Here is a 19902-nt window from a genome sequence, read left to right as displayed (position 1 = left end):
ATGAATACCAAGTCTCTGAGTGAACATGCGTAATTCATTACGAAGTTTAATTCACGAGCATCAAACTTAAATTGAAGAGTTTGATCATGGCTCAGATTGAACGCTGGCGGCAGGCCTAACACATGCAAGTCGAACGGTAGCACAGAGAGCTTGCTCTCGGGTGACGAGTGGCGGACGGGTGAGTAATGTCTGGGAAACTGCCTGATGGAGGGGGATAACTACTGGAAACGGTAGCTAATACCGCATAACGTCGCAAGACCAAAGAGGGGGACCTTCGGGCCTCTTGCCATCAGATGTGCCCAGATGGGATTAGCTAGTAGGTGGGGTAACGGCTCACCTAGGCGACGATCCCTAGCTGGTCTGAGAGGATGACCAGCCACACTGGAACTGAGACACGGTCCAGACTCCTACGGGAGGCAGCAGTGGGGAATATTGCACAATGGGCGCAAGCCTGATGCAGCCATGCCGCGTGTATGAAGAAGGCCTTCGGGTTGTAAAGTACTTTCAGCGGGGAGGAAGGCGATAAGGTTAATAACCTTGTCGATTGACGTTACCCGCAGAAGAAGCACCGGCTAACTCCGTGCCAGCAGCCGCGGTAATACGGAGGGTGCAAGCGTTAATCGGAATTACTGGGCGTAAAGCGCACGCAGGCGGTCTGTCAAGTCGGATGTGAAATCCCCGGGCTCAACCTGGGAACTGCATTCGAAACTGGCAGGCTAGAGTCTTGTAGAGGGGGGTAGAATTCCAGGTGTAGCGGTGAAATGCGTAGAGATCTGGAGGAATACCGGTGGCGAAGGCGGCCCCCTGGACAAAGACTGACGCTCAGGTGCGAAAGCGTGGGGAGCAAACAGGATTAGATACCCTGGTAGTCCACGCCGTAAACGATGTCGACTTGGAGGTTGTGCCCTTGAGGCGTGGCTTCCGGAGCTAACGCGTTAAGTCGACCGCCTGGGGAGTACGGCCGCAAGGTTAAAACTCAAATGAATTGACGGGGGCCCGCACAAGCGGTGGAGCATGTGGTTTAATTCGATGCAACGCGAAGAACCTTACCTACTCTTGACATCCAGAGAACTTTCCAGAGATGGATTGGTGCCTTCGGGAACTCTGAGACAGGTGCTGCATGGCTGTCGTCAGCTCGTGTTGTGAAATGTTGGGTTAAGTCCCGCAACGAGCGCAACCCTTATCCTTTGTTGCCAGCGGTTAGGCCGGGAACTCAAAGGAGACTGCCAGTGATAAACTGGAGGAAGGTGGGGATGACGTCAAGTCATCATGGCCCTTACGAGTAGGGCTACACACGTGCTACAATGGCGCATACAAAGAGAAGCGACCTCGCGAGAGCAAGCGGACCTCATAAAGTGCGTCGTAGTCCGGATTGGAGTCTGCAACTCGACTCCATGAAGTCGGAATCGCTAGTAATCGTGGATCAGAATGCCACGGTGAATACGTTCCCGGGCCTTGTACACACCGCCCGTCACACCATGGGAGTGGGTTGCAAAAGAAGTAGGTAGCTTAACCTTCGGGAGGGCGCTTACCACTTTGTGATTCATGACTGGGGTGAAGTCGTAACAAGGTAACCGTAGGGGAACCTGCGGTTGGATCACCTCCTTACCTTAAAGAACCTGCCTTTGCAGTGCTCACACAGATTGTCTGATGAAAAGTAAGCAGCAAGGCGTCTTGCGATTGAGACTTCAGTGTCCCCTTCGTCTAGAGGCCCAGGACACCGCCCTTTCACGGCGGTAACAGGGGTTCGAATCCCCTAGGGGACGCCACTTGCTGGTGCGTGAGTGAAAGTCACCTGCCGTCATATCTCAAAACTGACTTACGAGTCATGTTTGAGATATTTGCTCTTTAAAAATCTGGATCAAGCTGAAAATTGAAACGACACACAGTTAATGTGTGTTCGAGTCTCTCAAATTTTCGCAATCAGAAGTGAAACATCTTCGGGTTGTGAGGTTAAGCGACTAAGCGTACACGGTGGATGCCCTGGCAGTCAGAGGCGATGAAGGACGTGCTAATCTGCGAAAAGCGCCGGCGAGGTGATATGAACCTTTGACCCGGCGATGTCCGAATGGGGAAACCCAGTGTGATTCGTCACACTATCGTTAACTGAATACATAGGTTAACGAGGCGAACCGGGGGAACTGAAACATCTAAGTACCCCGAGGAAAAGAAATCAACCGAGATTCCCCCAGTAGCGGCGAGCGAACGGGGAGCAGCCCGGAGTCTGAATCAGCTTGTGTGTTAGTGGAAGCGTCTGGAAAGTCGCACGGTACAGGGTGACAGTCCCGTACACGAAAATGCACAGGTTGTGAACTCGAAGAGTAGGGCGGGACACGTGGTATCCTGTCTGAATATGGGGGGACCATCCTCCAAGGCTAAATACTCCTGACTGACCGATAGTGAACCAGTACCGTGAGGGAAAGGCGAAAAGAACCCCGGCGAGGGGAGTGAAAAAGAACCTGAAACCGTGTACGTACAAGCAGTGGGAGCACCTTCGTGGTGTGACTGCGTACCTTTTGTATAATGGGTCAGCGACTTATATTCTGTAGCAAGGTTAACCGTATAGGGGAGCCGAAGGGAAACCGAGTCTTAACTGGGCGTTAAGTTGCAGGGTATAGACCCGAAACCCGGTGATCTAGCCATGGGCAGGTTGAAGGTTGGGTAACACTAACTGGAGGACCGAACCGACTAATGTTGAAAAATTAGCGGATGACCTGTGGCTGGGGGTGAAAGGCCAATCAAACCGGGAGATAGCTGGTTCTCCCCGAAAGCTATTTAGGTAGCGCCTCGTGAACTCATCTTCGGGGGTAGAGCACTGTTTCGGCTAGGGGGCCATCCCGGCTTACCAACCCGATGCAAACTACGAATACCGAAGAATGTTATCACGGGAGACACACGGCGGGTGCTAACGTCCGTCGTGAAGAGGGAAACAACCCAGACCGCCAGCTAAGGTCCCAAAGTCATGGTTAAGTGGGAAACGATGTGGGAAGGCACAGACAGCCAGGATGTTGGCTTAGAAGCAGCCATCATTTAAAGAAAGCGTAATAGCTCACTGGTCGAGTCGGCCTGCGCGGAAGATGTAACGGGGCTAAACCATGCACCGAAGCTGCGGCAGCGACACTATGTGTTGTTGGGTAGGGGAGCGTTCTGTAAGCCGTCGAAGGTGGCCTGTGAGGGCTGCTGGAGGTATCAGAAGTGCGAATGCTGACATAAGTAACGATAAAGCGGGTGAAAAGCCCGCTCGCCGGAAGACCAAGGGTTCCTGTCCAACGTTAATCGGGGCAGGGTGAGTCGACCCCTAAGGCGAGGCCGAAAGGCGTAGTCGATGGGAAACAGGTTAATATTCCTGTACTTGGTGTTACTGCGAAGGGGGGACGGAGAAGGCTATGTCAGCCGGGCGACGGTTGTCCCGGTTTAAGCGTGTAGGTGTGTGTTCCAGGCAAATCCGGTTCACTTTAACACTGAGGCGTGATGACGAGGCACTACGGTGCTGAAGTGATAAATGCCCTGCTTCCAGGAAAAGCCTCTAAGCATCAGGTAACACGAAATCGTACCCCAAACCGACACAGGTGGTCAGGTAGAGAATACCAAGGCGCTTGAGAGAACTCGGGTGAAGGAACTAGGCAAAATGGTGCCGTAACTTCGGGAGAAGGCACGCTGATATGTAGGTGAAGCCCCTGCGGGTGGAGCTGAAATCAGTCGAAGATACCAGCTGGCTGCAACTGTTTATTAAAAACACAGCACTGTGCAAACACGAAAGTGGACGTATACGGTGTGACGCCTGCCCGGTGCCGGAAGGTTAATTGATGGGGTTAGCGGCAACGCGAAGCTCTTGATCGAAGCCCCGGTAAACGGCGGCCGTAACTATAACGGTCCTAAGGTAGCGAAATTCCTTGTCGGGTAAGTTCCGACCTGCACGAATGGCGTAATGATGGCCAGGCTGTCTCCACCCGAGACTCAGTGAAATTGAACTCGCTGTGAAGATGCAGTGTACCCGCGGCAAGACGGAAAGACCCCGTGAACCTTTACTATAGCTTGACACTGAACACTGGTCCTTGATGTGTAGGATAGGTGGGAGGCTTTGAAGCGTGGACGCCAGTCTGCGTGGAGCCGTCCTTGAAATACCACCCTTTAATGGCTGGTGTTCTAACGTGGACCCGTGATCCGGGTTGCGGACAGTGTCTGGTGGGTAGTTTGACTGGGGCGGTCTCCTCCCAAAGAGTAACGGAGGAGCACGAAGGTTAGCTAATCCTGGTCGGACATCAGGAGGTTAGTGCAATGGCATAAGCTAGCTTGACTGCGAGAGTGACGGCTCGAGCAGGTGCGAAAGCAGGTCATAGTGATCCGGTGGTTCTGAATGGAAGGGCCATCGCTCAACGGATAAAAGGTACTCCGGGGATAACAGGCTGATACCGCCCAAGAGTTCATATCGACGGCGGTGTTTGGCACCTCGATGTCGGCTCATCACATCCTGGGGCTGAAGTAGGTCCCAAGGGTATGGCTGTTCGCCATTTAAAGTGGTACGCGAGCTGGGTTTAGAACGTCGTGAGACAGTTCGGTCCCTATCTGCCGTGGGCGCTGGAGAATTGAGGGGGGCTGCTCCTAGTACGAGAGGACCGGAGTGGACGCATCACTGGTGTTCGGGTTGTCATGCCAATGGCACTGCCCGGTAGCTAAATGCGGAAGAGATAAGTGCTGAAAGCATCTAAGCACGAAACTTGCCCCGAGATGAGTTCTCCCTGAGACTTTAAGTCTCCTGAAGGAACGTTGAAGACGACGACGTTGATAGGTCGGGTGTGTAAGCGCAGCGATGCGTTGAGCTAACCGATACTAATGAACCGTGAGGCTTAACCTTACAACGCCGAAGATGTTTTGGCGGAAGAGACAGAAGATTTTCAGCCTGATACAGATTAACAGAATTTGCCTGGCGGCTTTAGCGCGGTGGTCCCACCTGACCCCATGCCGAACTCAGAAGTGAAACGCCGTAGCGCCGATGGTAGTGTGGGGTCTCCCCATGTGAGAGTAGGGAACTGCCAGGCATCAATCAAGAAGAACCCCGTACCGTAAGGTGCGGGGTTTTTTGCTTTGTGTTCCGGAAAATCTGGCCTTTCTCTTAATCCCTTATCCTGCTAATAAAATGTGTGATCCCTGTCTCAATGTTATTTATAACAAAATCATAACATTTCATTTACGAGGTAATTGAGTCTGCTGGCTCAATACGCCGCTGTATATGGCAGGAGCATAATCACAATGACAGAAAGCATTGCATCAAACGGGACGCTGGCTAACAGCGATACCCGAAGAAGGGTATGGGCAATCGTCAGTGCCTCTTCAGGGAACCTGGTAGAATGGTTCGACTTTTACGTCTACTCATTCTGTTCACTCTACTTCGCACATATTTTCTTCCCCTCCGGCAACACCACGACGCAGCTTCTACAAACGGCAGGAGTATTTGCCGCAGGATTCTTAATGCGCCCCATCGGTGGCTGGCTGTTTGGCCGCATTGCGGATCGCCGCGGGCGTAAGGCCTCCATGCTGATCTCCGTGTGTATGATGTGCTTTGGTTCTCTGGTGATCGCCTGTTTACCGGGATATGAATCGATTGGCACCTGGGCTCCGGCGCTACTTTTGCTGGCCCGCTTATTTCAGGGGTTATCGGTGGGCGGTGAATACGGTACCAGTGCAACCTACATGAGTGAAATTGCGCTGGAAGGCCGTAAAGGCTTTTACGCCTCATTCCAGTACGTCACGCTTATTGGTGGTCAACTGCTGGCGATTCTCGTGGTGGTGATCCTGCAGCAGATCCTGACAGACGAACAACTCCACGCCTGGGGATGGCGAATTCCTTTTGCGATGGGGGCCGTGCTGGCAGTTGTTGCACTTTGGCTACGTCGTCAGCTGGATGAAACCTCGCAGAAAGAGGTCAGAACGCTGAAGGAGGCGGGAACCTTTAAAGGATTATGGCGTAACCGCAAGGCTTTCCTGATGGTGCTGGGCTTTACTGCGGGCGGCTCCCTCAGCTTTTATACATTCACCACCTATATGCAGAAGTACCTGGTGAACACCACCGGGATGCACGCAAATGTCGCCAGCGTTATTATGACTGTGGCGCTATTTGTCTTTATGCTCATCCAACCGATTATCGGAGCGCTTTCGGATAAAATTGGCCGACGTACGTCAATGCTGATCTTTGGCGGGCTGTCGGCGTTGTGTACCGTGCCTGTTCTGTCTGCGCTCCAGCACGTATCATCGCCATATGCCGCATTTGCGCTGGTCATGCTGGCGATGGTGATTGTCAGTTTCTATACCTCTATCAGCGGGATACTGAAAGCCGAAATGTTCCCGGCACAGGTGCGTGCGCTGGGGGTTGGGCTTTCTTATGCAGTAGCCAACGCGTTGTTTGGTGGTTCGGCGGAGTACGTTGCGCTGTCGCTTAAATCATGGGGAAGTGAAACGACATTCTTCTGGTACGTGACGGTAATGGGGGCGCTGGCCTTTGTTGTCTCCCTGATGCTGCATCGCAAAGGGAAAGGTATTCGTCTTTAATAATGCGCCATCTGCCACACGGCATAGCCGGTCGTTGCGCCGGCGACATCCCAGGCGAAATCTTTCCAGCTCCAGCCGCTCCCTGAGGGGCGGCTATCCCACAGTTCTTTTGATGCCCCAAGGCCCACAGAGAACATCAACCCTATCCCCGCGCTACGGTCACGGCTGTATCCCTGATGCTGCGCGTACTCATTACCCGCTGCGGAAAGCATAGCGGAAGCGAGGAAATGCTGTGCTTTATCCTGACCGGACCAGCTATCGTTGGCCATATGACTGCAGCCACTCAGAAAGAGGACGCTCAGTAACAGGAGGATGCGCATTTTAGGGCTCCATAAAAAAGCCCTGCGGGTGGCAGGGCCTGGACATTACAGAATACGGCTGATAAGTCGATCAATACGGATACGACGCAAGCGGCGAATCAGCTTGCGGACTTTCACCGGATAATCGGCAATGCTCTGCAGCTCGCGGTAATGATTAACCACCGTGGTATGCGTGCGAATCAACTCCAGTTCACGCTCACGCTGTGCGGCTAACTCATGCTGAGGGTCATGGATCAGGATCGCGTTTTCCAGATCCAGTCGCCACGCGCGCGGGTTCAGATTGTTACCGGTCAGCAGCATCCACTCATCGTCAACCCATATGCCTTTCAGATGGTAACTGTTGTCTTCATCTTTCCAGAGACGCACAACCAGCTGGTCAGTGTTTACGTAATATTGTAAACGGCTCAGGAAACGGCGCAGGTTAATCTCATAAAGATAAGGCAGCGCGCCGATGATTTTGAACGGCTGATCTTCAGGAATGAAGAAGTCGTTTGCCGTTTTATCCCCGACGATAATTTCCACTTTTTTACCATCGCGCAGTAGCTGAATAATGTTACGTACCAGTACGGCGGGAAGGTTAAAGTACGGCGTGCAGATGGTAAGTTTCTGCTCCGCGCACGGCATCAGATGGAAGATCGTTTTATTCAGCAGGCTTGATTTGCCGAGCCCAACCAGCGGGGTAACGGATAACTCTTCGTTATTCGCATCGCCCTGAAAATGGTAGACCGCATCGCGCAGCTCCTGGCGGAAGGCGCGAACATCATTTTTGATCTCCGGGCTTTTAGGGCGCTCAGGATCGTCAAGGCGATTAACGCCACGGCCGTGTACCAGGTTTTTATCAACCCAGTTAAACATAATATCGGCCATCTGCGGATTACGGATCAGATGGTAACGATCGTAGCGATATTTATCGAGCTGATGAAGGTAAACGTCATTCAGACTTGCGCCGCTGTACAGGACGCTGTCATCAATGATAAACCCTTTAAAATGGAGAACGCCGAGCGCTTCACGGGTATTCACCGGTACGCCATAAACAGGCACATCGACGCCAGGATTTTCCTGCGCCGTGCGGCAATACCAGTCTGCATTGGTATTTGAAGCGGCCGCGCCAATACGGCCACGCTGGGCGCGATGCCAGTCAACCAGTACGCGAACATCCAGCTCTGGACGCTGACGCTTGGCTTCATAGAGCGCGTTCAGGATCGCGCGCCCGCCTTCATCTTGTTCAAGATACAGGGCCACAATGCAAATGCGTCGCGTGGCACTGGCAATCTTTTCCAGAAGCGTCTCCCGAAAATGAGCGGGAGCGTAAAAGAACTCTACATCATCAACTGACTGAGAAATCTTCGGTAGTTGAGCAAGGTGTTGTTGATGTTTATTACGCTTAAATTTTGACAACATCACAGTGCGTTTCTTCTCTGTTCATTGAAGGGTTGTCTGTACCATGCAAACAACATAAGCGGACAATGATACCACCAGTCCCGTCCAAAGTGGGTAACATTTCCAGTAGCTTACTCGGGTTTGTCTGCTGATGTCAGGCCGAGAGATAAGGCGACAATACCTTCGTCCAGCTGAATATCAACGTCAAATCCGAGTTTTCGCGCCAGGGTCACCATACCGCGATTGTTCGGCATAGTAATGCCATTCAGACGTAACAATCCGTGATCTCGCGTATAACTGATGAGTTTTTCCAGCAGCCGTCTGCCCAGACCAAGGCCTTTAAGATCGGAGCGTACCAGGACGGCAAACTCCGCGTCGACGTTATCCGGGTCAGAAATAGCGCGCGTCACGCCCAGGATCTCATCGCCCCGATCGGAACGCCGAACAGCGACAAATGCCATTTCTCGATCGTAGTCGATCTGGGTCATATTGGCTAAATCATCATGGGTAAATTCGTTGATTTCGCTAAAGTAGCGGTAATAAAGATCCTCTTTCGTGACTTGAGAGATAAAGGCCCGCAGCTGAGGTTCATCTTCCGGCAGAATAGGGCGGAACAAGGCGCGTTCCCCATTCTTCATCTCAACCCACTCTTCCAGCTGCAGAGGATACGGACGGATCGCCAGGCGGCTCTCTCTGTCCCCTTCGTATGGCGCGATATCCAGCGTCACGTCCAGCGCCGTAAATTCAGTGCCGGAAGCGAGCAGCGGATGGATATCTAGCCTCTGGATCTCCGCACAATCTACGATCAGGTTAGACACCTGCACCAGGAACTGACTCAACCCGGCAATATCGAGCGGACGCAGGGCACTGCGGCCTCGGATCTTTTTGCTTTTAATCGCCTGAATGATGAGATAGCGCGCCAGATTCATGTTCAGCGGTGGTAATGCCACCGCGGCCTGCTCTTCCGGACGCCACTCAACGCCGCCTTCTCCCAGCATAATGAGCGGGCCAAAGACGGGATCGTGTTCAACCACTACCCGCAGTTCCTGAGCGCCTGCGCGGTTAGCCATGCTCTGCACCAGCAGCCCGTGGATCCGCGCCTGCGGCCAGGCCATTTTGACGCGATCGAAAATGGCATCGGCTGCCTGCTGCACCTCCGTTGCCGTACGCAGGTACAGCATGACCCCCTGAACGTCCGACTTATGCGGAATATCGGGGGAACGCAGCTTAAGGGCGACCGGGTAGCCAATTTGTTCGGCTATATGTACGGCCTCAGCGCTGTCGCTGGCGATCCAGGTTGGCAGAGTTTGCATCCCGTAGCTGCCCAGAATGGGCTGCACTTCATGCGTATCAAGCGAGGTCGCGCCTTCTTCGATAGCTTGCTGCAACAGCCGGTGAACGTCGACGGTGTTCGCCGTCAGATTACCCGGCAAAGCCGGCGTCTCACGCAGCTGTTTCTGGTTGCGTCGATATTCCACCATATGCATAAATGCCGTGATGGTGCCTTCCGGCGTGCGGTAGGTTGGCAGTCCGGCTTCACTGAACAGGCGTCGTGCCTCCTGAGAGGAAAACTCACCGCACCAGTTGGTCAGTAGGGTGACGTATTTGCCGCGCGGGTGGTTTCGTACTGCCTCAATCATCGCCCGCGCGCTTTCACTGCCCGGCGCAACCGCGCTGGGGGAGTGGATAATCATCAGCGCATCGAAATCCTGGCTGTCCAGCAAAATGGAGATTGCCCTGATATAGCGATCGCTGCTGGCGTCATCGCGCAAATCAAGCGGATTGCCGGGCGTCACGCTCGCGGGAAGCGCCTCTCTGAGGCGTTGCAGCGTCTCTTCACCCAACGTGGCCAGTTTGCCGTTACGCAGCCAAAGCTCATCCAGCGCGAGTGCGGCAGGGGCGGCACCATTACTGACGATCATCAACTTCTCACCACGCAGCGGTCGCATATGGCTTAGCGTCTCAACGGCGGAAAAAAGTTCATGCGTATCCTGCACCCGCAGTAACCCCGCGCGCTGAATGGCGGCATCCCAGGCGGGATCCATGCCGGAATGGGACTGCAGCAGACGCTGAGCCGCAGGACTGCGACCGCTTTTGATAACGAGGATCGGCTTATTGCGGGAAGCACTTCGTGAAGCCGATACAAAACGACGGGCGTCGCTCAGATGCTCAAGGTAAAGGAGGATTGCGCTGGTTTTGCTGTCTCTCGCCAGGAAATCCAGCAGCTCGTCAACGTCGATATCCATGCTGTCGCCCAGGGCAATGAAGTAGGAAAATCCCATCTCACGCTGCTGCGCCCAGTCGAGGATAGTGTTCGATACGGCTGCCGACTGTGAGATAAAGGCGAGTTTGCCTTTGCGAATTGGCACCGGGGAGAAGCTGGCGTTCAGCCCCTGCCAGGGCGCGAGCAGACCCAGGCTGTTCGGCCCAAGAATGCGCATCTGATAACGGCTGGCGCAGGCCAGCAGTTCGGGTTGCTGTTCAGGCGGCGACGAGAGAATAATGCAGGTTTTACACCCTTTCTTGCCGAGTGACTCCAGCAATTCCGGATTGCGTTTGGCGTTTGTACACAGAACGGCGAGATCCGGTACGAAAGGCAGGCTCTCCACGTCCGGCCACGCAAGCACGCCCTGAACGGCCTTATAAGCCGGCGTGACGGGCATAACGGGACCGTTGAATCCCCCGGCCAGCAGGTTACGCATCATCAGATAGCCTGCACGATCGGGTTTCATTGATGCGCCGATGACGGCAATGGATTTAGGTCGGAGTAGCGCTTCTAACCCTCTCTGGCTCATGCAGGCCTCCTGTAAATGCAAGCGACCTGATGATTTTAAACGCTTTCTGTCTCCGTTGCTGTGATGCTGCCCTTATGAACGGTTTTTGCCGCCAGATAGCGCTCCCGGAAACATGAGAAATGGTTGCCCAGGGCGCCGGCCGCTGCGGTATCTCCTGCTAAATCCAGCAGCGCAATGGCCACTTCGGCGGTGCAGTATTGCCCGTCAGCATGGGCTTCGCGCAGGCGGTAGGCCGAGACGCGGGAAAGATCGACAGAAATCACCGGCAGCGCGTCAAGATAGGGGCTTTTGCGAAACATTTTCCGCGCTTCGGTCCAGGTTCCGTCCAGCATAATAAACAGTGGCGGTTTCCCTGATGGCGGCGCGGTAAGGACCTGACGCTGTTCTCCCGCATAAGACGCCGGGAAAACCACCATCGGCTGGTAGTCTGGGCTTGCCACCAGGTCGAGCAGAGCCTGAGGCGGTGCCGTACGGGACCACTGAAACGCGGCGGTATCCGGCAGAATATCGGCGATAAGACGCCCTGTATTGCTGGGTTTCATCGGCTCGGTATCGAACATGACCAGACAAAAGCGGCTCTCCGCCGAACTCGGGGCCAGCGTTTCGCACAGACAAACCTTCAGCGGCAGCAGGCAGCGCTGACAGCGGCGAATACGGTTGCCGCGGGCGAGGAACGGTCGGGTAGCGCGCGCAAGGCGCTCGGCGCGTAATGTAAGGACAGCGTTATCAGTCATGGGCGAAATGGAGGAAAAACCCTATTTTCGCAGAGGCGGGAACGGGGCACAAGATGTGCCCCGGGAATGTTACAGCGATTCGTTTAACCAGCTATCAAAGGGGGCTTTTGGAACCGCACCGTTGAGCATATCGATCACTTCACCATTTTTGAAAATCATGATGGTCGGGATACTGCGAATACGAAAACGTGCGCTCAGCTCGCGTTCGGCTTCGGTATTGACCTTCACGAACCGCATTTTCCCGCTGCGCTCTTCGGCCACATCTTCGAAGATTGGCGCAAAGCTGCGGCACGGACCGCACCAGGGCGCCCAGAAATCGACCACCACCGGGAGATCGTCCTTGAGGAGTTTGTCCAGCGTAGCACCCGTCGCGTTAATGACATCGCCATCAAACAATTCATGGCCACAACGTCCGCATTTCGCACCATCTTCAATCCGATCGTCCGGAATGCGATTAAGAGCCTGACAGTTGGCACATACGGTATTCATAACTAACCTCTGATAGAGCCGTGGGACAGCGGCAGAACGCCGATAATGTTTCTAATATGTTACATATTATCAATGAGCCTGTTTGAAACAACAATGCGTTTTATTCAATGAGAACAATAGTCACAGGCTTTTGTACGAAATTATGGCTATGCGCTGGCACATCGGGTAATCTGCGCGCTTCGCGCAGCGCTGGTGGAGAAAAGCATGAACGACGAAATGAAAAACAAAAGCGGCAAGGTCAAAGTGATGTATGTCCGCAGTGATGATGACTCTGATAAACGCACCCAAAATCCGCGTACCGGAAAAGGGGGCGGGCGTCCGGCGTCCTCTCGTGCAGACGGTGGCCGTCGCCCCGCCCGCGATGACAAAAATACCCGCGGTGATGACCGCAAACGTGACGATCGCAAACGCGATGACCGTCCGCGTTCCGACCGCCCACGCAGTGACCGTCCACGCGACGATCGTCCGCGTGATGACTTCTCACGCGATAACGCCTCCCCGTGGCGCACCGTTTCTCGCGCCCCTGGCGATGAGACGCCGGAAAAACCAGATCACGGCGGTATCAGCGGTAAAAGCTTTATTGACCCGGAAGTACTGCGCCGTCAGCGTGCGGAAGAGACCCGCGTGTATGGCGAGAACGCCTGCCAGGCGCTGTTCCAGAGCCGTCCTGAGTGTATCGTCCGCGCCTGGTTTATCCAGAGCGTGACCCCGCGCTTTAAAGAAGCGCTGCGCTGGATGGCCGCGAACCGTAAAGCCTACCACGTTGTGGATGATGCCGAGCTGACCAAAGCCTCCGGTACTGAACACCACGGCGGCGTCTGCTTCCTGATCAAAAAACGTAACGGCACGACCGTGCAGCAGTGGGTCAGCCAGGCGGATGCCGATGACTGCGTGCTGGCGCTGGAAGACGTGGGCAACCCGCACAACCTGGGCGCAATGATGCGCAGCTGCGCGCACTTTGGCGTGAAGGGCGTGCTGCTGCAGGATGCCGCGCTGCTGGAATCCGGCGCCGCGATCCGTACTGCGGAAGGCGGGGCCGAGCACGTACAGCCTATCACCGGCGACAGCGTTCTGGATGCCCTTGAGCAGTTCCGTAAAGCGGGCTATTCCATCGTAACCACATCGAGCCATGCCGGCACGCCGCTGTTTAAAGCGACGCTGCCGCGTAAAATGGTGCTGGTATTAGGTCAGGAACGCGATGGTCTGTCTGACGCGGCGCTCTCCAGTGCAGATCTGAGCGTCTCTATCGACGGAACAGGCAATGTGGAAAGTCTGAACGTATCCGTTGCGACCGGCGTGCTGCTGGCCGAGTGGTGGCGTCAGAACAAGGCATAAGCCTCTTAATGTGCCGGGCCTGACCCGGCACATTCAAATCCTACTCGCTCTCTGCCGGTAACACAGGCATCCAGTCAATTGGCGTTTCGCCACGTTTTTCCAGCCATTCATTTGCCAGAACAAAATGATTACTGCCAAAGAAGCCGCGATGCGCAGACAGCGGTGACGGGTGCGGTGCCTTCAACACGTGATGACGCTGACGGTCGATAATCGCACCTTTCTTCTGCGCATGCGATCCCCAGAGTAAAAACACGACCCCTTCACGATGCTCGTTGATAAGGCTGATGACTTTATCGGTAAAGGTTTCCCACCCAAGGCTGGCGTGCGAATGCGCCTGACCTGCCCGTACGGTGAGCACCGTATTCAGTAACAGCACACCCTGGCGCGCCCAGCTTTCCAGATAACCGTGGTTGGGGCGGGTAAACCCGGGCACGGTTCCCTCAAGCTCTTTATACATGTTGAGCAGAGAAGGGGGGATAGCCACGCCCGGACGAACGGAAAACGCCAGCCCGTGCGCCTGCCCAGGGCCGTGATAGGGATCCTGGCCCAGTATGACCACTTTCACATCGCTCAGCTCGGTATAGCGAAACGCGTTGAACACATCTTTTTGCGGCGGATAAATCGTCTGCCCGGACTGACGCTCAGCGGCAACGGTGCTGAGCGTGTTGATAAAATAAGGCTGCTGCTTTTCTTCTGCCAGCACGTCATGCCAGGTTAAAGGTGTCGTCATGTCGCTCTCCTGCGAATCTCAATCTGTGACTAGCTTACCTGTTTAACTCCGGTGAGCAAAATTACGCGCTGAAATGCGTGCTAAGCAATTAAATTTATTTTGAAATGATGCAGGTTAAGTTTAATTGGCAGGGGTGTGAAATTGATCTTAAACAATAAATTCAAACCACACTCTTTATGTGGTTGGTGTTTTTGTTGATTTAAATCAATAAATCACCGGGGTGTGAATGATATATATACACACAAGAAACAATGGTTTTACCAATTGGCCGCGTAAGGCCAGCATCAGTTAATGTAGCCTAAGGGAGGCAACACATGATTACAGGTATCCAGATTACCAAAGCGGCAAATGACGATCTGCTCAACTCTTTCTGGCTGCTGGACAGCGAGAAAAATGAAGCGCGCTGTGTAGTAGCGAAAGCGGGTTTTGCTGAAGATGAAATCGTACCGGTGAACAAACTGGGCGAAATCGAATACCGTGAAATCCCAATGGAAGTGCAGCCGGAAGTGCGCGTTGAAGGGGGTCAGCACCTGAACGTTAACGTGCTGCGCCGCGAAACGCTGATGGATGCCGTTGAGCACCCAGAGAAATACCCGCAGCTGACTATCCGTGTGTCTGGCTATGCGGTTCGTTTTAACTCACTGACTCCAGAACAGCAGCGCGACGTTATCGCCCGTACCTTTACTGAAAGCCTGTAAGGTTTCAGCCACGGGGGTGGAATAAAAAAGCCGGGAAATGCCCCGGCTTTTTTTACTCTTCAGTTTTGGTCTCTGGCGCAGCAGAGCTTGGCTTACGGCGCTTACCAATGTTTTTGGTATCGCGGTGGCGTTGCTTCACGCGCGGCTTCTCTTTTTCTTTCTCTTTTCTCTCAGCACGTTTCGCCAGCGCTTTCTTGGACGGTTTACCCGTCATTTTTTCACTCGGCGCACGTGTAGTTGGGCGCAATCCATCAATAACGCGCGCTTTCAGCGGCTCGTCAACATAGCGGCCAATTTTCTGCAGCAGCAGGTGGTCATGCGCTTCAACCAGTGAAATCGCAATCCCTTTGCGGCCCGCGCGACCGGTACGGCCAATGCGGTGCAGATAGGTATCTCCGCTACGCGGCATATCGAAGTTAATGACATGGCTTACGTCAGGGATGTCGATCCCGCGTGCGGCAACGTCTGTTGCGACCAGCACGTTAACGCGGCCATCGGTCAGACGCTTAATACCTTCGGTACGCTTGATCTGCGCCATCTCACCTTCAAGATAGCAGTTGTTGATCCCGGCGTTACGCAGCATTTCAGCCAGCTCGTGCACGCGCTCGCGCTTACGCACAAACACGATGGTGCGGGTGGCGTCTTCCTGCTTAAGCAGGTGCTTGAGCAGCTCAACCTTGTGCTCAAGATTGTCCGCACGGTAATACCACTGGTGGATCTTCTTACGCTCTCGCGTGGACGGCGTCGCAGAGACTTCCACCGGATCTTCCAGCAGACGCTCTGCGAAGTCCTTGATCGCATCCCCTTCAAGGGTGGCAGAGAACAGCATCGTCTGGTTACGCCAGCGCGTTTCACCTGCAATATGCTCGATATCCTGCGCAAAGCCCATGTCCAGCATGCGGTCGGCTTCGTCGAGGATCAGCGTTTCTACCGCGCGGCAGTCGAAGTTCTCTTCTTTAATGTACTGCAGCAGGCGGCCCGTCGTCGCGACGACGATGTCCTGGTTTTCGCTGAACACTTCAGCGTGGTTCATATACGCAACGCCGCCGGTGATAGTGGCAATATCCAGATGTGTATTCGCCGCGAGTTCACGCGCGTGATCGGCAACCTGCATAGCCAGTTCGCGCGTAGGCGTCAGGATCAAAATACGCGGCGGGCCAGATTTTTTACGTGGAAAGTCGAGCAGGTGCTGCAACACAGGCAGCAAATAGGCTGCTGTCTTCCCCGTGCCGGTTGGCGCAGAACCGAGCACATCGCGGCCCTCAAGCGCAGGCGGAATGGCCGCTGCCTGAATGGCGGTCGGGCGTGTAAAGCCTTTGCTCTCAAGTGCATTGAGCAGGCTTTCATCGAGTTCAAGTTCGGAAAAAGTCGTTACAGTCATGTTCTACCTCTGTGTGGGGCGCTGATTATAGACGTTACGGCTGTAATCTTCATCTGTTTGTATGGATATCGCTTTGCGGCCACTTCGCTTTCCCCTATGCTACTCCAGTTTCACTTAGAAGGTTGTCCTGACATGTCTCAACTCAAAGCGCAGCTGCGCCGCGATGGTTTTACGTTTAAACAATTTTTTGTCGCCCACGATCGCTGTGCCATGAAAGTCGGTACAGACGGCATTTTACTGGGAGCATGGGCACCTGTCGCAGGCGTTAAGCGTATTCTTGATATCGGTACCGGCAGCGGGCTGGTGGCGTTGATGCTTGCGCAGCGTACGGAAGAACATGTCACCATTGATGCTGTCGAACTGGATGCGCAGGCCGCAGAGCAGGCGAGTGACAATATGGCCGAATCTCCCTGGGCAGCCCGAATGAAAGTGGAATGCGCAGATGTGCTCGCCTGGGCGCCTGAACAAACCGCGCGTTACGATCTGATTGTCAGCAACCCTCCCTACTACGAGCCCGGCGTTGAGTGCGGGACACCCGAGCGTGAACAGGCGCGTTATACCGGCTCCCTCGATCATAAAGCGCTGCTCACCAGTGCGGCAGAACTCATCTCCGAAGAAGGTTTTTTCTGTGTGGTCCTGCCCGAGAGTACCGGCAACACGTTCATTGGTATCGCGCAGGAGATCGGCTGGACGTTACGTCTGCGAACTGACATCTCTGATACGGAAGGCCGGTTGCCGCACCGCGTGCTGCTGGCGCTCTCGCCAAAAGAGGGTGAATGCTTTAATGACCGAATGGTGATCCGTGGGCCAGACCAGCGTTATTCCGAAGATTACACGGCTCTGACCCAGGCGTTTTATCTGTTTATGTAAACCTGCGGGGCGAGTATCGATGGGCCGGACTCAGGAAGCTGATCCGGGTAGTCGAGGGTGTAGTGCAGCCCGCGGCTCTCTTTACGCATCATCGCGCAACGAACAATAAGCTCGGCAACCTGCACCAGATTGCGCAGCTCCAGCAGATTATTGGAAACGCGGAAATGGGCATAATATTCATCAATTTCCTGTTGCAGCATCGTAATGCGGCGCAACGCCCGTTCCAGACGTTTCGTGGTGCGCACAATCCCAACGTAGTCCCACATAAATAGCCGTAGCTCGTGCCAGTTGTGCTGGATCACGACCCGCTCGTCCGGGTTATCCACGCGGCTTTCATCCCAGGCAGGCAACTGCTCTGTCTCGCGGGCGTAAGGCATTCGCCTGGTGATGTCTTCCGCTGCTGACCAGCCGTACACCAGACATTCAAGCAACGAGTTAGAGGCCATACGGTTCGCGCCGTGAAGTCCGGTATAGCTGACCTCACCAATAGCATACAGTCCGTCTACGTCAGTGCGTCCATGATCGTCAACCATGACGCCACCGCAGGTATAGTGTGCCGCAGGCACAATGGGCACTGGATCGCGGGTCAAATCAATCCCCAGGCTCAGCAGTTTTTCGTAAATCATCGGAAAATGCTGGCGAATGAACTCTGCTGGCTTATGGCTGATATCAAGATACATGCAGTCCACGCCAAGACGCTTCATTTCATGGTCGATGGCGCGCGCGACGATATCGCGCGGGGCCAGCTCACCCCGGGCGTCGAAGTCGGGCATAAAGCGGGAGCCATCAGGGCGTTTCAAATAAGCGCCTTCGCCACGCAGGGCTTCCGTCAGCAGAAAGTTGCGCGCCTGAGGATGGAACAGGGCGGTGGGGTGAAACTGATTAAATTCGAGATTTGCCACGCGGCAGCCGGCGCGCCAGGCCATGGCGATACCGTCCCCGGAAGCGATATCCGGGTTCGTGGTGTACTGGTACACCTTGGAGGCGCCACCTGTAGCCAGCACGACGGCCTTTGCCTGACAGGTTTCCACCTTCTCTTTATTACGGTTCCAGACCCACGCCCCCACAACGCGACGCGTGCCGGGCAAGCCAATCTTGTCGGAAATGATCAGATCAACGGCGTTGCTCCGCTCAAGGACACGGATATTAGGATGGTTCAGCGCTTTGCTGACCAGCGTGGTTTCCACTTCTTTTCCGGTAGCATCCGCGGCGTGCAGGATGCGGCGGTGGCTGTGGCCGCCTTCACGGGTCAGGTGGTAGCTCTCTTCACCGTTAGGCTGAACCTGGGTATCAAATAATACGCCCTGATCGATGAGCCACTGAACGCAATGGCGGGCATTGCTTGCGACAAACTCTGCGGCGTGCGCATCCACGATCCCGGCTCCGGCAATCAGCGTATCTTCCACATGCGACGCAATGCTGTCGGTCTCGTCAAACACCGCGGCAATACCGCCCTGGGCATAAAATGTTGAGCCTTCACTTATCGGACCTTTGCTCAGGACAATAACGTTCTGATGTTCGGCCAGACGAAGCGCCAGAGAAAGACCGGCAGCACCGCTGCCGATGATCAGTACATCACAATGAAGTTCAGGTGTTGTGTTCATGATTTTTTGTTTAATTTACTAAACAGTGTTTGGGCAGAATAGCACCTGAATGCGAGATATCGCACGTTTTTTTTAGTGGGTGTTGCAATTGCTAAACGCGTAAGCAGGGGTAAACGAGAGGTAAATGAATGAAATTATTTTGCGAAGCAGATCGTTAGCGTCAGATTTTGTGATGAAATAAAGCCCGTGTTGCGTTACTCTTCTGGCGGGAAAAAGATGTTTCTTGTCAGAAAGTGGTGCGTATCGTGAACAGACTTATAATGAGAGAAAATGAACGGTCTGCGGCGCGATGAACAAAAACAAAGGCGTTACGGAACTTATTGAAGATCAAACACTCTAAGCTGGTGCTTGCTCAAAGTGCGGTAGTTGTAGAGTGGCGTTTCGATAACGCGTGGAATTTAGGTTTGGGGAGACATTACCTCGGATGAGCGAGCAGTTAACGGACCAGGTCCTGGTTGAACGGGTCCAGAAGGGAGATCAGAAAGCCTTTAACTTACTGGTGGTGCGCTACCAGCATAAGGTGGCGAGTCTGGTGTCCCGTTATGTACCGTCAGGTGATGTACCTGACGTGGTGCAAGAGTCTTTTATTAAGGCCTATCGCGCGCTGGATTCGTTCCGGGGAGATAGTGCTTTTTATACCTGGCTGTACCGTATTGCTGTCAATACGGCAAAGAATTATCTGGTTGCTCAGGGCCGTCGTCCGCCGTCCAGTGATGTTGACGCTATCGACGCCGAAAACTTCGAAAGTGGCGGTGCGCTGAAAGAAATTTCGAACCCTGAGAACTTAATGTTGTCAGAAGAACTGAGACAAATTGTTTTTCGCACGATCGAGTCGCTCCCGGAAGATTTACGCATGGCAATTACGTTACGGGAGCTTGATGGTCTGAGCTATGAAGAGATAGCCGCTATCATGGATTGCCCGGTCGGCACGGTGCGTTCACGAATTTTCCGTGCGCGAGAAGCTATTGATAATAAAGTTCAACCGCTTATCAGGCGTTGACGATAGCGGGATACTGGAAA

Annotated in this window: 14 protein-coding genes, 1 tRNA gene and 3 rRNA genes; 10 read left to right on the top strand and 8 right to left on the bottom strand. The window is 54.2% G+C overall.

What is annotated here, in order from left to right; translation table 11 throughout:
- Positions 1–68: 68 nt before the first annotated feature.
- The 5 genes from AC4ICF_RS17500 (at position 69) to AC4ICF_RS17480 (ending at position 6546) form a co-directional block, all read left to right on the top strand.
- Positions 69–1608 (top strand): 16S ribosomal RNA (locus AC4ICF_RS17500).
- Between the two features lie 85 nt (positions 1609–1693).
- Positions 1694–1769 (top strand) — tRNA-Glu (locus AC4ICF_RS17495).
- Between the two features lie 182 nt (positions 1770–1951).
- A 23S ribosomal RNA gene (locus tag AC4ICF_RS17490) occupies positions 1952–4855 on the top strand.
- A 68-nt stretch (positions 4856–4923) separates the two neighbouring features.
- Positions 4924–5039, top strand: a 5S ribosomal RNA gene (gene rrf, locus AC4ICF_RS17485).
- The 16S, 23S and 5S rRNA genes sit together here with 1 tRNA gene alongside, the layout of an rRNA operon.
- 211 nt (positions 5040–5250) lie before the next feature.
- Entirely contained in the window at positions 5251–6546 is a 1296-nt protein-coding gene (locus AC4ICF_RS17480; protein ID WP_163330604.1) for an MFS transporter, read from the top strand.
- Here AC4ICF_RS17480 and AC4ICF_RS17475 read toward each other — a convergent pair.
- The 5 genes from AC4ICF_RS17475 to trxC form a co-directional block, all read right to left on the bottom strand.
- Positions 6543–6866 (bottom strand): YfiM family lipoprotein, encoded by a 324-nt coding sequence (locus AC4ICF_RS17475; RefSeq protein WP_116343333.1) that lies wholly within the window; start codon positions 6864–6866, stop codon positions 6543–6545. The genes AC4ICF_RS17480 and AC4ICF_RS17475 overlap by 4 nt on opposite strands.
- Before the next feature lie 45 nt (positions 6867–6911).
- Entirely contained in the window at positions 6912–8267 is a 1356-nt protein-coding gene (pssA, locus tag AC4ICF_RS17470; RefSeq protein ID WP_116343332.1) for a CDP-diacylglycerol--serine O-phosphatidyltransferase, read from the bottom strand.
- 110 nt (positions 8268–8377) lie between these two features.
- Positions 8378–11041, bottom strand: a complete 2664-nt coding sequence (locus AC4ICF_RS17465; protein ID WP_316380679.1) for a bifunctional acetate--CoA ligase family protein/GNAT family N-acetyltransferase — start codon at positions 11039–11041, stop codon at positions 8378–8380.
- 35 nt (positions 11042–11076) lie between these two features.
- Positions 11077–11775 (bottom strand): tRNA-uridine aminocarboxypropyltransferase, encoded by a 699-nt coding sequence (gene tapT, locus AC4ICF_RS17460; protein WP_316380678.1) that lies wholly within the window; start codon positions 11773–11775, stop codon positions 11077–11079.
- Positions 11776–11844: 69 nt separating this feature from the next.
- A complete protein-coding gene (gene trxC, locus AC4ICF_RS17455) occupies positions 11845–12264 on the bottom strand; it encodes a thioredoxin TrxC (RefSeq protein WP_061097357.1) in 420 nt (139 codons plus the stop codon).
- A 204-nt stretch (positions 12265–12468) separates the two neighbouring features.
- Here trxC and AC4ICF_RS17450 point away from each other — a divergent pair, with 204 nt between their 5' ends.
- Complete coding sequence (locus AC4ICF_RS17450) at positions 12469–13599, top strand: tRNA/rRNA methyltransferase (protein ID WP_316380677.1); 1131 nt, start codon at positions 12469–12471, stop codon at positions 13597–13599.
- A gap of 40 nt (positions 13600–13639) precedes the next feature.
- On the opposite strand, the gene ung is transcribed toward AC4ICF_RS17450, so the two are convergent.
- Positions 13640–14329: a uracil-DNA glycosylase gene (gene ung, locus AC4ICF_RS17445; protein WP_023333064.1), complete on the bottom strand. Its 690-nt coding sequence runs from the start codon at positions 14327–14329 to the stop codon at positions 13640–13642.
- A 314-nt stretch (positions 14330–14643) separates the two neighbouring features.
- On the opposite strand from ung, the gene grcA reads away from it, so the two are divergent.
- Positions 14644–15027 carry an autonomous glycyl radical cofactor GrcA gene (gene grcA, locus AC4ICF_RS17440; RefSeq protein WP_006176733.1) on the top strand — a complete coding sequence of 128 codons (384 nt, stop codon included), beginning with the start codon at positions 14644–14646 and terminating at the stop codon, positions 15025–15027.
- 52 nt (positions 15028–15079) lie between these two features.
- Here the strand turns inward: grcA and srmB are convergent, their stop codons facing one another.
- Positions 15080–16408, bottom strand: a complete 1329-nt coding sequence (gene srmB, locus AC4ICF_RS17435; protein WP_116343327.1) for an ATP-dependent RNA helicase SrmB — start codon at positions 16406–16408, stop codon at positions 15080–15082.
- A gap of 132 nt (positions 16409–16540) precedes the next feature.
- On the opposite strand from srmB, the gene trmN reads away from it, so the two are divergent.
- The gene (gene trmN / locus AC4ICF_RS17430) at positions 16541–17278 is read left to right on the top strand and encodes a tRNA(1)(Val) (adenine(37)-N(6))-methyltransferase TrmN (protein ID WP_023344703.1); all 738 of its coding nucleotides are present in this window, start codon (positions 16541–16543) and stop codon (positions 17276–17278) included.
- On the opposite strand, the gene nadB is transcribed toward trmN, so the two are convergent.
- Positions 17263–18882 (bottom strand): L-aspartate oxidase, encoded by a 1620-nt coding sequence (gene nadB / locus AC4ICF_RS17425; RefSeq protein ID WP_116343324.1) that lies wholly within the window; start codon positions 18880–18882, stop codon positions 17263–17265. The two genes, trmN and nadB, sit on opposite strands and share 16 nt — an antisense overlap.
- Before the next feature lie 344 nt (positions 18883–19226).
- Here nadB and rseD point away from each other — a divergent pair, with 344 nt between their 5' ends.
- Complete coding sequence (gene rseD, locus AC4ICF_RS17420; RefSeq protein ID WP_233002681.1) at positions 19227–19310, top strand: rpoE leader peptide RseD; 84 nt, start codon at positions 19227–19229, stop codon at positions 19308–19310.
- A complete protein-coding gene (rpoE, locus tag AC4ICF_RS17415) occupies positions 19307–19882 on the top strand; it encodes an RNA polymerase sigma factor RpoE (RefSeq protein ID WP_006176728.1) in 576 nt (191 codons plus the stop codon). Before rseD ends, rpoE begins: the two co-directional genes overlap by 4 nt.
- Positions 19883–19902 lie beyond the last annotated feature (20 nt).

The sequence above is a fragment of the Enterobacter sp. ECC_219_Taxon_10 genome, from assembly GCF_058354905.1.
Note: the sequence above shows the minus strand (reverse complement) of the source record. Positions and strands in the feature narration are given on the sequence as shown.

Bases quoted from the DNA above. Each gene is read 5' to 3' on its own strand.
- AC4ICF_RS17480 (WP_163330604.1), top strand. From the start codon at position 5,251: ATGACAGAAAGCATTGCATCAAACGGGACGCTGGCTAACAGCGATACC.
- AC4ICF_RS17475 (WP_116343333.1), bottom strand. From the start codon at position 6,866: ATGCGCATCCTCCTGTTACTGAGCGTCCTCTTTCTGAGTGGCTGCAGT.
- pssA (WP_116343332.1), bottom strand. From the start codon at position 8,267: ATGTTGTCAAAATTTAAGCGTAATAAACATCAACAACACCTTGCTCAA.
- AC4ICF_RS17465 (WP_316380679.1), bottom strand. From the start codon at position 11,041: ATGAGCCAGAGAGGGTTAGAAGCGCTACTCCGACCTAAATCCATTGCC.
- tapT (WP_316380678.1), bottom strand. From the start codon at position 11,775: ATGACTGATAACGCTGTCCTTACATTACGCGCCGAGCGCCTTGCGCGC.
- trxC (WP_061097357.1), bottom strand. From the start codon at position 12,264: ATGAATACCGTATGTGCCAACTGTCAGGCTCTTAATCGCATTCCGGAC.
- AC4ICF_RS17450 (WP_316380677.1), top strand. From the start codon at position 12,469: ATGAACGACGAAATGAAAAACAAAAGCGGCAAGGTCAAAGTGATGTAT.
- ung (WP_023333064.1), bottom strand. From the start codon at position 14,329: ATGACGACACCTTTAACCTGGCATGACGTGCTGGCAGAAGAAAAGCAG.
- grcA (WP_006176733.1), top strand. From the start codon at position 14,644: ATGATTACAGGTATCCAGATTACCAAAGCGGCAAATGACGATCTGCTC.
- srmB (WP_116343327.1), bottom strand. From the start codon at position 16,408: ATGACTGTAACGACTTTTTCCGAACTTGAACTCGATGAAAGCCTGCTC.
- trmN (WP_023344703.1), top strand. From the start codon at position 16,541: ATGTCTCAACTCAAAGCGCAGCTGCGCCGCGATGGTTTTACGTTTAAA.
- nadB (WP_116343324.1), bottom strand. From the start codon at position 18,882: ATGAACACAACACCTGAACTTCATTGTGATGTACTGATCATCGGCAGC.
- rpoE (WP_006176728.1), top strand. From the start codon at position 19,307: ATGAGCGAGCAGTTAACGGACCAGGTCCTGGTTGAACGGGTCCAGAAG.